11 protein-coding genes and 1 pseudogene are annotated in these 12,820 nt (G+C 63.2%); 3 read left to right on the top strand and 9 right to left on the bottom strand.

The window, feature by feature from the left end:
• Positions 1–384, top strand: a pseudogene (locus EN750_RS03825) (nucleoside-diphosphate sugar epimerase); the annotation flags it as partial.
• Between the two features lie 116 nt (positions 385–500).
• On the opposite strand, the gene EN750_RS03820 reads toward EN750_RS03825, so the two are convergent.
• Both EN750_RS03820 and EN750_RS03815 read right to left on the bottom strand, forming a co-directional pair.
• Positions 501–950, bottom strand: a complete 450-nt coding sequence (locus tag EN750_RS03820) for an Rrf2 family transcriptional regulator (protein WP_013530871.1) — start codon at positions 948–950, stop codon at positions 501–503.
• A 257-nt stretch (positions 951–1,207) separates the two neighbouring features.
• The gene (locus EN750_RS03815) at positions 1,208–2,194 is read right to left on the bottom strand and encodes a sulfate ABC transporter substrate-binding protein (RefSeq protein ID WP_127271870.1); all 987 of its coding nucleotides are present in this window, start codon (positions 2,192–2,194) and stop codon (positions 1,208–1,210) included.
• A 228-nt stretch (positions 2,195–2,422) separates the two neighbouring features.
• Between EN750_RS03815 and EN750_RS03810 the strand changes: the two genes are divergently transcribed.
• Both EN750_RS03810 and EN750_RS03805 read left to right on the top strand, forming a co-directional pair.
• The gene (locus EN750_RS03810; RefSeq protein WP_127395673.1) at positions 2,423–2,695 is read left to right on the top strand and encodes an antitoxin; all 273 of its coding nucleotides are present in this window, start codon (positions 2,423–2,425) and stop codon (positions 2,693–2,695) included.
• Positions 2,696–3,094 carry a type II toxin-antitoxin system VapC family toxin gene (locus tag EN750_RS03805; RefSeq protein ID WP_127271404.1) on the top strand — a complete coding sequence of 133 codons (399 nt, stop codon included), beginning with the start codon at positions 2,696–2,698 and terminating at the stop codon, positions 3,092–3,094.
• Between the two features lie 15 nt (positions 3,095–3,109).
• Here EN750_RS03805 and EN750_RS03800 read toward each other — a convergent pair whose 3' ends face one another.
• The 7 genes from EN750_RS03800 to EN750_RS03765 form a co-directional block, all read right to left on the bottom strand.
• A complete protein-coding gene (locus EN750_RS03800) occupies positions 3,110–4,150 on the bottom strand; it encodes a sulfate/molybdate ABC transporter ATP-binding protein (protein WP_127381770.1) in 1,041 nt (346 codons plus the stop codon).
• Positions 4,151–4,163: 13 nt separating this feature from the next.
• Positions 4,164–5,048 carry a sulfate ABC transporter permease subunit CysW gene (gene cysW / locus EN750_RS03795; RefSeq protein WP_127395672.1) on the bottom strand — a complete coding sequence of 295 codons (885 nt, stop codon included), beginning with the start codon at positions 5,046–5,048 and terminating at the stop codon, positions 4,164–4,166.
• On the bottom strand, positions 5,041–5,892 hold the full coding sequence (gene cysT / locus EN750_RS03790) for a sulfate ABC transporter permease subunit CysT (protein ID WP_127395671.1): 852 nt from the start codon (positions 5,890–5,892) through the stop codon (positions 5,041–5,043). Before cysT ends, cysW begins: the two co-directional genes overlap by 8 nt.
• A 21-nt stretch (positions 5,893–5,913) precedes the next feature.
• Complete coding sequence (locus EN750_RS03785) at positions 5,914–6,939, bottom strand: sulfate ABC transporter substrate-binding protein (RefSeq protein WP_127395670.1); 1,026 nt, start codon at positions 6,937–6,939, stop codon at positions 5,914–5,916.
• 220 nt (positions 6,940–7,159) lie between these two features.
• Complete coding sequence (locus tag EN750_RS03780) at positions 7,160–7,912, bottom strand: M15 family metallopeptidase (protein WP_127395674.1); 753 nt, start codon at positions 7,910–7,912, stop codon at positions 7,160–7,162.
• 60 nt (positions 7,913–7,972) lie between these two features.
• Complete coding sequence (pbpC, locus tag EN750_RS03775) at positions 7,973–10,063, bottom strand: penicillin-binding protein 1C (protein WP_127395669.1); 2,091 nt, start codon at positions 10,061–10,063, stop codon at positions 7,973–7,975.
• A 212-nt stretch (positions 10,064–10,275) separates the two neighbouring features.
• Positions 10,276–12,820, bottom strand: a 2,545-nt coding sequence (locus tag EN750_RS03765; protein WP_145967394.1) for an alpha-2-macroglobulin, incomplete at its 5' end; no start/stop codon positions are given.

Genomic DNA, 12,820 nt, shown 5'->3' with positions numbered 1-12,820 from the left:
GCTTTCTACAATCCGACAAACCGGAAATCGACCATGGTCGCGACGAACGACATCGGCGCGGAATTCGCAACGCTTTTGACCGGGCCAACGTGGTCAGGGCAGCGCATCGTCGAGCTTGGTTCGATGGTCAGCGCGGATGAAGTCGCGGAGCAGTTGGGTGAAGTCCTGAACCTCGACGTGAAAGCCTTTGCAATCCCGCGTGCAGGGTGGGCGGAAGCGCTCGAACAATTCGGCATCCCGAGGGGCCACAGCGGACCTGCCGAAGAAATGTACGAGGCCGTGAATGCAGGATGGATGGACCTCGGTGTGGCGGGTACGGAGCATGTAGCGGGTACGACGTCCGCACGCGCTGTATTCGAGGCTGCGTCAAATGTGAACGGGTAGGCCAAAACTGCATGGGGTTTTCCGTGATTTCGAGCTTCGAAACCCGAGATTCGGAGAACTCCCTCCTTCAACGCACGAATCTCACATCTGTCTGAGCGCGGTCAGCTTGCAGTGGTTTATATCTGCGACGTCAGTTCAACCGGGAAATCGTCATTGTCGGCGTCGCGCATGGCGGCAAGGCTGCGATTGTCCAGCACTTCGGCGATCGCCTGCCGCACCTCCAGCATCATGTGGCGGACCTGGCAGGTCGCCTCGTCGCAATCCTCGCAGCGCTGATACTGCGTGCGGCTGGCGCAAGGGATCGGCGCCAGCGGCCCATCAAGCACGCGCACGACGTGGCCGATCTTGATTTCGGAGGCCGGCCGGGCGAGGCGATAGCCGCCTTCCTTGCCCTTGCGGCTCTGAACGAAGCCGGCATTGCGCAACTCGCCAAGGATGGCATCGAGGAATTTCTTCGGGATGTTGTTGGCCACCGCGATGTCATTGACGAAAGCCAATTGGCCGGCCGGCAGGCCGGACAGATGCACTAGGGCCTTGAGGCCGTATTTGCCTTTTTTCGTCAGCATGCCCAGATCAACCCATTGAAGCCCCAACCACTCGCATCTGGCGACTGTTTGTGTGCAAATAATGACGTTTTCGCCGCGCGATGATGTTTCGCGAAAACAAGCCGCCGGATTGCAGTTAGGCACAAACGCGTTGATTCTTTGTAACGTTTTGCACTGAGAAGGCGGATATTCCGCTGATAACCAGGTTTTCGGCGTTCAAAACGAAAAAAGCCGGCAGGGCGCCGGCTTTTCCGTCAACTGCGCAGATATCGCGGCCTTCAGCGGCTGCCGTAGGTCTGGTCGAGCAGGCCGCCAGCGGCGAAATGCTCTTTCTGCACTTTGTCCCAGCCGCCGAAGACGTCTTCCACCGTCAGCAGCCGGATATCGGGGAAATCGGCCTTGTATTTTGCCGCCACAGCGGCGTCGCGGGCTCTGAGGCCGTTGCGGGCGGCGATGTCCTGGCCCTCCGGCGTGTAGAGGAAGTCGAGATAGGTCTTGGCCAGATCGCGCGTGCCGTGCTCGTCGGCAACCTTGTCGACGATCGCGACGGGGAATTCGGCCAGCAGGCTGACCGTCGGAGTGACCTGCTCGAATTTGCCGTCGCCATACTCCTTGCGGATGCCGCGCGTCTCCGACTCGAAGGTGATCAGCACATCACCGATCTCGCGCTGCACGAAGGTGGTGGTCGCGGCGCGGCCGCCGGTGTCGAAAATCGGCACGTTGTTGAAAAGCTTGGTGATGAACTCCTTCACCTTGGCCTCGTCGCCCTTGAAGGCTTCCTTGGCGTAGGCGGTGGCCGCCAGATAGGTGTAGCGCGCATTGCCGGAGGTTTTCGGATTTGGGAAAATCACCTGCACGTCGTCGCGCACGAGATCGTTCCAGTCCTTGATATGCTTGGGATTGCCCGCGCGGACAAGGAAGGACGGCAGCGAATAGAAGGGCGAGGCGTTGTCGGGAAAATCCTTTTGCCAGTCGGCCGAGACGAGGTCCTTCTTGACCAGGAAGTCGATGTCGGTGACCTGGTTGAAGGTAACGACATCGGCGCCAAGGCCCTCGGCGATGGCACGCGCCTGCGCCGAAGTGCCGGCATGCGACTGATCGACCGTGACGCCCGGATGCTGCGCGATGAAGGCCTTGTTCACCTGCACGAACAGTTCGCGGCCGACGTCATAGGACGCATTGAGCAGTTTGTCGGCCGACCAGGCTTGGGAGGATGCAAGGAACAGGCCTGCGACGGTGGCAAGCCCGAGGAAAAATCGTCTCATGAAAACAGGCTCCGATGCAATTTATGGTGGGACCATAGCCGGGGTGCGTGGTGTGCGACGAGGCATGCGCCGTAGGTTCGTGGCCTCATCGTAGGAAAATATGTCGCCTAAGTCGATGAATGTTGGAATTCTGTTCCAGGGGAATGCTAACTTCGTCGGAGTTTTTCTGCGCCTTGTTTTGCGGCGCTGCATGGCATATACAAAAGGCATATACAAAAGAGCTGCAACATGCCCCAGAGCCGACATTCAACAACGCCGCCCAAGGAGGCGAAGCTGTTTCGCAACAACCGCAGCCAGGCGGTGCGCATTCCTGTCGAGTTCGAGCTTCCCGGCGAAAAAGTCCTGATCAGCCGGGAAGGCGATCGTCTTGTCATCGAGCCGGTTCGCAAACCTGGCCTCACCGCGTTGCTCGCCCAGTGGGCGAAAGAGCCGCCGCTCGATCCTGAAGGAGACTTCCCCGAGATCTACGACACGCCAGTCAAATCCGAGGACATTTTCTAGATGCGGTTCATGCTGGATACGAACATTATCAGCGACATGATCCGAAACCCGGCTGGCAAGGCCGCGAGGGCAATGTCGCGCGAGGGAGATGACGCCGTTTGCACCAGCATCGTGGTCGCCTCGGAATTGCGATATGGCTGCGCCAAGAAGGGATCGGCCAAGCTGCTCAAGAAGGTTGAAGACTTGCTGGCCGAGATTCCTGTCTTGCCGCTCGATGTGCCGGTGGATGCCGAGTATGGCGGACTTCGCGCCGAGCTTGAAGCCGCGGGCCAGACCATTGGCCACAACGATCTTTTTATCGCCGCTCATGCCTGTGCATTGGGCACCACGCTGGTGACCGCCAACACGGGAGAGTTCAACCGGATCAGGGGCCTGAAGGTCGAGAACTGGCTGGCGTAGCCATAGACCAGAGGATCAAGCCGCCGGAAAAAGCTTCCAGCGTCCGGGGCGGAACGCCACCCGGCTTTTCTGCGCCGCGGGGTGATCGACCGGCAGTTCGATTTCGACCCGCTGGCGCTCTCCGCCGATCTCAAGCTCGACCCGGCGCGTGCCGGCGACGCGCCGGCTGGCGGCGACCGTGCCGGCGATGCAGCCGCTGCAGCCGTCCAGCAATTCGACATCGTGCGGGCGGAAGTAGAGCGTCGCATCGCCCGAGGGCTCGTTGGGCGCGGCAAGCCCGATCGGACGGTCGGCGAGCCAGATTTCGCCATTCTCGACCTTGACGGGAAGCGAGCTCGATTCACCGATGAAGCCGTAGACGAAGGGCGAGTTCGGCGTGTCGTAGATATCGTCGGCGGTGCCGACCTGCTCGATGCGGCCCTGGCTCATCACGACGACGCGGTCGGCAAGCTCCAGCGCCTCTTCCTGGTCGTGGGTGACGAAGACGGTGGTGTGGCCGGTGGCGTCATGGATTTCGCGCAGCCAGCGGCGCAATTCCCGGCGCACCTGCGCGTCAAGCGCGCCGAACGGCTCGTCGAGCAGCAGCACCTTGGGCTCGATCGCCATGGCGCGCGCCAGCGCCACGCGCTGCCTCTGGCCGCCGGAGAGCTGCGCCGGATAGCGCTTTTCGAGCCCTGAAAGCTGGACGAGGTCCAGAAGCTCGGAGGCGCGACGGCGGATCTCCTGCGCCGGCGGGCGCGACGGTCCGTGCCGGACCTTCAGGCCGAAGCCGATATTGTCCGCCACCGTCATGTGCCGGAACAGCGCATAGTGCTGGAAGACAAAGCCGACATTGCGCTCCTGGATGGACTTGTGCGAGGCGTCCTCGTCGCCGAAGAATATCTTTCCCCGTGTCGGCCGCTCCAGCCCGGCGATCAGCCTGAGCAGCGTCGTCTTGCCGGAACCGGACGGTCCCAGCAACGCGATCAGTTCGCCCGACTTGATGTCGAGCGACACGTCGTGAAGCGCCGGAAACCGGTCAAACTCCTTGCGCACGTTGGCAACGCGAACTTCCATAGTGGTCCCTTTGTCAGTGCCCGCGTGTCGCGGCGATCTCGGCGCCGTAGCGCATCTCGAGAAGTGTTTTCAAGACCAGCGTGACGAGCGCCAGGCCCGCAAGCAATGAAGCGACGGCGAAGGCACCGACGGCGTTGTACTCGTTGTAGAGGATTTCGACATGCAGCGGCATGGTGTTGGTCAGGCCGCGTATGTGGCCCGACACCACCGATACCGCGCCGAACTCGCCCATGGCACGCGCATTGCACAGGAGCACGCCGTAGAGCAGCCCCCATTTGACGTTGGGCAAGGTCACGTACCAGAAGGTCTGCCAGCCATTGGCGCCGAGCGAAAGCGCTGCCTCCTCGTCGCCATTGCCTTGTTCCTGCATCAGCGGGATCAACTCGCGGGCGACGAAGGGGAAGGTGACGAAGATTGTGGCCAGCACGATGCCCGGCACGGCAAACAGGATGACGATGCCATGCGCTTTCAGCCATGTGCCGAGCAGCCCCTGGGCGCCGAACAGAAGCACATAGACGAGGCCCGATATGACCGGCGAGACCGAGAAGGGGAGGTCGATCAGCGTGGTCAGGAAGGCCTTGCCCTTGAACTCGAACTTGGCGATCGCCCAGGCGGCGGAGATGCCGAAGACGATGTTGAGCGGCACCGAGATCGCCGCCACCAGCAGCGTCAGCCGGATCGCCGAGCGCGTGTCGGCATTGCCGAGCGCTTCGGTGTAGGCACCGATGCCCTTGGCAAAGGCTTCGTTGAAGACGATGATCAGCGGCAAGAGCAGGAAAATGCCGAGGAAGGCGAAGGCGACGGCCATCAGAGCCAAGCGCGCAGGGCGGCTTTCCGTGACCGCCGCCGACTGGCTTTCATGATGCGGTTCGTAGGATTTGATCTCCGGGTCAGCCATAGCGCTTGCGGCTCCATGACTGTGCGAGATTGACGACCAAAAGCATGATGAACGACAGAGCGAGCATGATCGCCGCGATCGCTGTCGCCGCCGGATAATTGTATTCCTCCAACCGAATGACGATCAGCAGGGGTGCGATTTCTGATTTGTAGGGCAAGTTGCCGGCGATGAAGATGACCGAGCCGTATTCGCCGACGCCACGCGCGAAGGCGAGGGCGAAGCCGGTGACGATGGCCGGCGCCAGGCCCGGAAACAGGATGCGGGTGATGATCTGGAAGCGATTGGCGCCCAGCGTGGCGGCGGCTTCCTCCACTTCCTTGTCGATCTCCTCCATGATCGGCTGCACGGTGCGCACGACGAAGGGCAGGCCGATGAAGATCAGCGCGATGACGATACCGAGCGGCGTATAGGCGACCTTGATGCCGAGCGGCATCAGCAATTTGCCGATCCAGCCGTTCGGCGCGTAGAGCGTGGTCAGCGCGATGCCGGCCACAGCCGTCGGCAGGGCGAAGGGCAGGTCGACCATGGCATCGACGATGCGGCGGCCGGGGAAACGGTAGCGCACCAGCACCCATGCGACCGGCGTGCCGAAGACGACGTTGACCGCAGCCGCGACGAAGGCGGTGCCGAAGCTGATTCTCAGCGCATTGATGGTGCGGCGATCGGTGGCGATCGCCCAGAATTCAGGCCAGCCAAGGGCGGCCGAGCGCCAGAGCAGCCCGGATAGCGGGATGAGGATGATGAGGGTGAGGTAGGCAAGCGAGAAGCCGAGCGTCAATCCGAAACCCGGAATGACGCTCGGCTGCCTGAATCGCCACCCCGCCTGGGCGGGTGCTGTGGTCATGTCGTCCTGAATATCGACTGCTTACTGGGGCTTGTAGATCTGGTCGAATATACCACCATCGCCGAAATGATAAGGCTGTGCTTTTTTCCAGCCACCAAACTGTGGATCGTCGATGGTTACGAGCTTGATCGGCGGCAGCTTGGCGAGGTCCTCGGCCGGCACCAGATCGGGCTTGGCAGGACGATAATGGTTCTTGGCGATGATCGTCTGCGCTTCTTTGGAATAGAGCCAGCTCAGATAGGCTTCGGCGACCTTGCGCGTGCCCTTGGCATCGACATTGGCGTCGACCACCGCCACCGGCGGTTCTGCCAGGATGGAGGTTGGCGGGTAGACGATGTCGAAATTGTCGGCACCGAACTCGTCGAGCGCCAGATAGGCCTCGTTTTCCCAGGCGATAAGCACATCGCCAAGACCCTTTTGCGCGAAGGTCACGGTCGAGCCGCGCGCGCCGGTGTCGAGCACCGGAGCATTGGCGTAGAGCTTGCCGACGAATTCCTTGGTCTTGGCCTCGTCGCCGCCGTCATTGGCGTTGGCGTAGGCCCAGGCGGCGAGATAGTTCCAGCGCGCGCCGCCGGAGGTTTTCGGATTGGGCGTAATCACCTGGACACCGTCCTTGACGAGGTCGCTCCAGTCGTGAATGCCCTTGAGATTGCCCTTGCGGACGAGAAAGATGATGGTCGAGGTGTAAGGCGCTGAATTGTTTTCGAATTTGGTGCGCCAGTCCGGATTGATCTTCTTCGCCTTCGAGACGATGGCGTTGATGTCGCCTTCAAGTGCCAGCGTCACCACATCGGCGTCGAGGCCATCGATCACGGCGCGGGCCTGGGCGCCCGATCCGCCATGCGACTGCTGGACGGTGACGGTCTCTCCGGTCTCGGCCTTCCAATGCGCGACGAAAGCTTCGTCATAGGCCTTGTAGAGCTCGCGTGTCGGATCGTAGGACACGTTGAGAATGGTGGTATCGGCAAACGCGAAACCGAGCGTGCCGAACTGGACAGATGTGGCGACCAGTGCGCCGAGCAGTTTCCTGAAATGAGGTTTGGTCATTTCTGCCTCCGTTGAACCCGCGCCAAATCTACCGAATTGGTAGAAATTAGATGCATTCAATGTTGCCTTTTTTGCCCCTCTTGAGAAAATGTTCGACGCTATTTCGCCGTTAGGAGAAATATTTTCCTCTTGCGGCCTAAGGAAGAATCCATGGCCCGGCCACTCAGCCTATCTAGCAAGGGGCGGTGCCGAGGCAAGGTGTGGAATTTGGTCGGGTGCATCAATCTGCGGTGATGGGAAAGTCGAAACGCTGTCTGGCGAACGGTTCGCTTTTCAGCGTGAAGTGCCACCATTCCCTTGCATAGTTCTTGAAGCCGCCGGCGCGCATGGCGTCGACAAGCATCTTGCGGTTTGCCGCCGCTTCACTGGCAAGGCCGCGGTGGGCGGTTTCGCTCATCGGATCAAAGCAGTCGAAGCCGGTGCCGAAATCGAGCGTGTCGGCATCGCCCGCGCCGCAGGCCGGGTTCAGGCTGGACCTGCGGTCAGTCCGGGCGACGGCGACGTCGACGGTCGAGCCACGTGAATGGGTCGATAGTTCTCCGACATAACCCTTGGCGATCAGCTCACTGCGCCTGACCTTCGGATACCATTGTGGATCGGGCGACCCGCCCTCGCGCGTCCATTCATTCATGTCGGCGACGGCGCGGGCAGGGCGGTAGCAATCGAACAACACCAGGGTCAGGCCTTTGGCGGCGATCGCTTTCTGGACGGCGGACAGTGCCTTTGCCGCCTGCTCAGTGAGGATGCAGGCCGGGGCGTCATAACCGTCCACCCTGCGATGCAGAAAATTGTCCGATCCGGCGTAGCGTATGTCCTGGCGGATCGAGGGGTCGACATCGGCGAGCCGGACGAAGCCGGCGGGCAGGGCATCGGCCAAAGCGGGGAGGGTGGTTGCCGTGACAAAGATTGTTGCTGCCAGTGCTGAGGCTGCCGACAAGAACGGATTGCGCGAGGGGTGCCGTGGAACAACCATGGGCAAGTGTCTGCTATCCTCTGCCTTGGAAAGCTAAGCCTATGAATCGCTTGCAGCCGTCTATTCGACAAACACCTTCACACTCGCCGCACGCCCTGCGGCGTCGATGACGGTCAGCGTCGAATAGCCGGCGCCGTCGGGCTGCCAGGTCGCGGTGCGGCGACGATCGATGCCTGCCAGCGGCTTGCCGTTGGCGAGCCAGCGGAACGGCGCACGGCCGCCTTGCAGCTTCAGCACCAGTGGCGAGGCGTCGGCCGAATTGGTGCCGAGATCGACGCGGGCGCCGTCAGGCGGGAAGATGATGGTCGGTGCGGGTTCGCTCACCGTCGCCTGCACCAGGCCATCCGACCCGGCGCCGAAGCGGGCGAGCGTCACCGGCAGGTCCTCGCGTCTGGGGCTGAACATGCCGGGCGGTTTGCCCGGCAAGGGGACGGTGGCGAGGCCCGAGCGGACAAAACCCTCGAACAGGATGGGAGCGGCCGAGACATAGCCGGAAAGGCCGGGCACCGCGCCGGCATCGGGGCGGCCGACCCAGACGCCCAGCACGTAGCGGCCGTCGAAGCCGACCGACCAGGCGTCGCGGTATCCGTAGGACGTGCCGGTCTTGTAGGCGATGCCGCGCTGCAAGGCCCCCTCGGGCGGCTTGACCCCTGACAATATGTCGATGATCTGCCAGTTGGCCTGACCGTCGAGGATGGTGGCGCTGGTGCGCTCGGCATCGGCAGGCTCGGTGCCGTCATGCAGCGTGTGCGTCTTGCCGCCATTGGCGAGCCCTGTGTAGAGCTGGACGAGGTCGCGCAATGTCACCCCGACGCCGCCCAGACCGATGGCCAGGCCCGGGGCTTCGTTGACCGGCAGTATGGGGCTGACGCCGGCCTGGCGGAAGCGCGCCATCAGCCGCGTTGGCCCGACCGCGTCGAGCACGCGGATCGCCGGCACATTGAGCGACAATTGCAGCGCTTGCCGGATGCTGACATCGCCCTGGTAGCCCATATCGAAATTCTTCGGCCGGTAGCCGGAGAAATCGACGGGGCTGTCGTCGATCAGCGTTTCCTGCGCCACCAGGCCCTGTTCGAAGGCCAGGCCGTAGATGAAGGGCTTCAGCGTCGAGCCGGGCGAGCGGACGATCTTTGTCATATCGATCCAGCCGGAGCGGCTGGCGTCGAAGAAATTGGCCGAGCCGACTTCACCAAGGATGTCGCCGGTGCGGGAGTCGGCCAGCACCATGGCGACCGAGAGGCGGGGGCCGAGCTTGGTGGCCGCGTCCCTCGCCACCTGTTCCAGCCCCTCCTGGACGCTCTTGCGGATCGTCAGCTGCAAGGGCTGGCCGGGGACGGCCTTGGGCAACATCGCATAGGCGGCGTGCGCGGCGAGCGCCGGCAGCGTGCGGCGCAGGTCCGAGACATCGTCGAGGGCGGCCCGTGCGGCCTCGCGCTCGCCGAGCAGGCGGGAGGAGACCATTCGGGTCAGCACCCGGTCGCGGGCGGCGTGGGCGATCTTCAAATTGCGGTCGGGCCGGCGCTTTTCCGGCAGTTGCGGCAGAGCGACGAGCAGGGCGGCCTCGGAAACGGTGAGCCGTTTCGGCTCCTTGCCGAAATAGGCGAGCGAGGCGGCGCGCACGCCTTCCAGATTGCCGCCATAAGGCGCCAGCGTCAGGTAGCGTTCGAGGATCTCGCGTTTCGACAGCCGCCGCTCTATCTGGATGGCGCGCAGCATCTGCTTGACCTTGGAGCCGAGGCTGCGGCTTTCGCGCGGCTCGATCAGCCGGGCAAGCTGCATCGAAAGCGTCGAGCCGCCGGAGACGATGCGGCCGCTGGTGGCGAACTGGCCGGCGGCGCGGGCCAGCGCCAGCACGTCGACACCTTCATGGTCCCAGAAACGCTTGTCTTCGTAGGTGACCAGCATGTCGACGAACTGCTTGTCGACCTGGTCGAGGCGGGTTTCGAGCCGCCAGTAGCCGTCCGGCGTGGCGAAGGCGCGCAACAATTCGCCGTCGCGGTCCTGGACTTCGGTGGAGACCGTGAGTTCGGCTGGAAGCGGGGGTGGGAAGGCACGGTCGAGCGCCCAGAGGGTGGTGGCGGCAATTGCGGTGAGTCCAATGAGGGAGGCTCCTGCAACGGCCGTGCGACGAAGGAACTTCTTGGAAAGCATGGCGCCGCCCCTCATCCGGCTGCCGCCACCTTCTCCCCGTATAGTGACGGGGAGAAGGGTGCTGTCATGGCCGTTGGCGCTTTTCCCGCAACGTTCAAAGTTGGCGAAAGCTTTGTTGCAGGCCTCTTTCTCCCCGTCACTATACGGGGAGAAATGCCCGGCAGGGCAATGAGGGGCAGCACAAGCCTCACTTTCATATTCGCCAAGGCGCCTTACGGCGCCTTGATCTCCATCATGCCGGTGGCGGTGCGGGCCGAATATTGCGGCCGGTACATGTCCTCCACCGTTGCCGCCGGGTGCGCATAGGTACCAGGCGTCACCGCGCGCACGACATAGGCGAGCGTCAGATTGTGGTCATGATCGCCGTCGGCCGGGTTGAACGCCGCGACGAAACGGTCGTCGCGGAATTCGAGATGCGCGGCATCGGTCTGCGCCAGCCACGAGAAGTTCGTCAACTGGGCGCTGGAGACCAGGCCGGGATTGTCGATCTCGAAGCCGGCCGGCAACAGGTCGGTGACCAGCAGGCGCGACGGCCATTTGTTCTGCTCGTTGACCTTGAGCACGACGACATAGCGTTCGTTCTGCGTCGCCTCGGTGACATTGGCCTCGGTGCCGTCGAGCTTGTAGTAGGTGCGGTTGATGGTGAAGCCGTCGCCGCCGGCCGGCAAGGGCTGGACCGGCGACGCCACGGTGGTGACGACGGCCTGCAGCGGGGTCTTGCCGGTGTTGGCGATGGTCAGCGGGCTGTCGGCCAGGTCAGAGCCTTCCACCTGGTTGGAGTAGCCGCCGGAATGCGCCGCGCCATTGACGGCCAGCGTGATCGTATCATTGCCCTCCTTCAGCGCGCGGGCCGCCAGCAGCATCCAGGATTCGTCCTGGGTGGTGGTCCAGCGGGCTTCCGCGCGTTCCCTGGTCACCAGCTTGATCAGTTCCGGCACGATTGTCGGCACCGGCTTCGATTCCGCCGCCAGCGCCAGCATCGCCGCGCCATCACGCAGCCGCGAACCGTAGTCGGAGCGGTAGTAGTCGTAGTCGGTGGTCGACTTTGCCAACTGCAAGGCGGTCTTGAAGGTGGCTTCGGCGCGCGGTGTATCGCCGTAGAGCGCCAGGCTTGCCGCCAGCTGGGCAACGGCCATCGGGCTTGAGAAAGCTTCGAGTTGGGTATCCGCATAGTAGCGCAGGTCGCCGATCGAGGCCTTCTTGTTGCGGGCCAGAACGTAGAGGGCGTAGGCGATCTCGCTGCCACGGTCCTGGACGCTCTGGTCGTAGCCGAGCGAGTTCTGCAAATTGCTCAGCGCCTGGTTCATGGCCAGGCTCGGCACGTCGTATTTCTGCTCGCGCGCCCTGGTCAGGAAGTCGGTGACATAGGAATCAAGCCACAGATCGCCGGAGCCCGGACCCCACAGGCCGAAGCTGCCGCCCGAGGCCTGATAGCTCAGAACCTTATAGATGGCGTCCTGGATGCGGCCATGGATATCGGGATCGCTGGCCATGCCGACGCCGGAAGCCAACTCATTGACGTAGAGAAGCGGCATGGCGCGGCTGGTGGTCTGCTCGGCGCAACCATAGGGGTAGCGGTCGAGCGTCATCAGCAGCGACGGCACGTCGAAGGCGGCGGCCTGCGAAACGCCGACACTGACGGAGGCGCCGTTGAGCAGGCTGGCTGCCAGCAGTTCCTTGTCGACGCGCAGCGCGCCGCCATTGCCCTTGAGGTCGACCACCAGCCGGGTGGTCACCGGCAATTGCGCCGGGCGCACCGGCACATAGAGCGTCTGCTCGACCCTGGTGCCGTCGGCATGGGCAAGCTTGATGGTGAGCGAGGCATTGCCGGCCGTCTGAGCGACCAGCGGCACGGTCAGCGTCTGGCGCTTGCCCTGGGCGAGCGTCAGCTTCTGGGGCAGGGGCTTGTCGCCGGTCGACAGGTCACCCGTTGTTTCGATCGAGAACGCATAGTCGCCGGCCGGACCATCGGTGTCGGCGACGTCTAGGCGCATGACGGCGGCGTCACCAGGCGCCAGGAAGCGTGGCAGGCCAGCGGTGATCACGATGGGATCGCGCACGATGACATCGGACTGGGCGTGGCCGACCGCATCCTTGGTCCAGGCGACGGCCATGACGCGCACGGTGCCGTTGAACTGCGGGATGTCGAAGTCGACGCGCGCCTTGCCGTCGGCATCGAGTTCGACGATGCCGGAGAAGAAGGCGACCAGTTTTTCGGTCGGCGGGTTGCCTTGCGCCTGCATGTTGGCGCCGTCGCCGCCGGTCCGGAGCTTGCCGGTATTGCCGAGCGAGCCATCGATCAGGCGGCCGTATATGTCGCGGATTTCCATGCCCAGCATGCGCTGGCCGAAGAACCAGTTCTCCGGATCCGGCGCCTTGTAGTTGGTCAGGTTGAGGATGCCGACATCGACGGCGGCAACCATGACGTAGGCATTGCTTCCCGGCTGCACGCCGGCGACCGAAACCGGGATCGACAGCTGCTGGCGCGGCATGGTCTTGTCCGGCGGCGTCAAGGTGATGGCGAGCTTCTTCGAGCCCGGATCGACCTTCAGCCATTTCACGCCGATGGCCCGGGCCGGCATGCGCGTTTCCTGCGCATCGCCCGGCCTGAAAAGCGTTGCCGTGACATAGGCACCGGCACCCCAATCGTCGCCGACCGGTATGTCGACCGTGCTGCCGCCGGCCGGCACGGATGCCGTGACGGTCTTCAACAGTTTGTCGGAACCGATGTTGATGAGAAGTTCGCCGGCAAAATGC

Origin of the sequence: Mesorhizobium sp. M7A.F.Ca.ET.027.03.2.1 (genome assembly GCF_003999175.1) — a bacterium.
Lineage (GTDB): Bacteria > Pseudomonadota > Alphaproteobacteria > Rhizobiales > Rhizobiaceae > Mesorhizobium.
The sequence above is the reverse complement of the archived record's forward strand: the minus strand, read 5'-3'. Positions and strand labels throughout refer to the sequence as shown.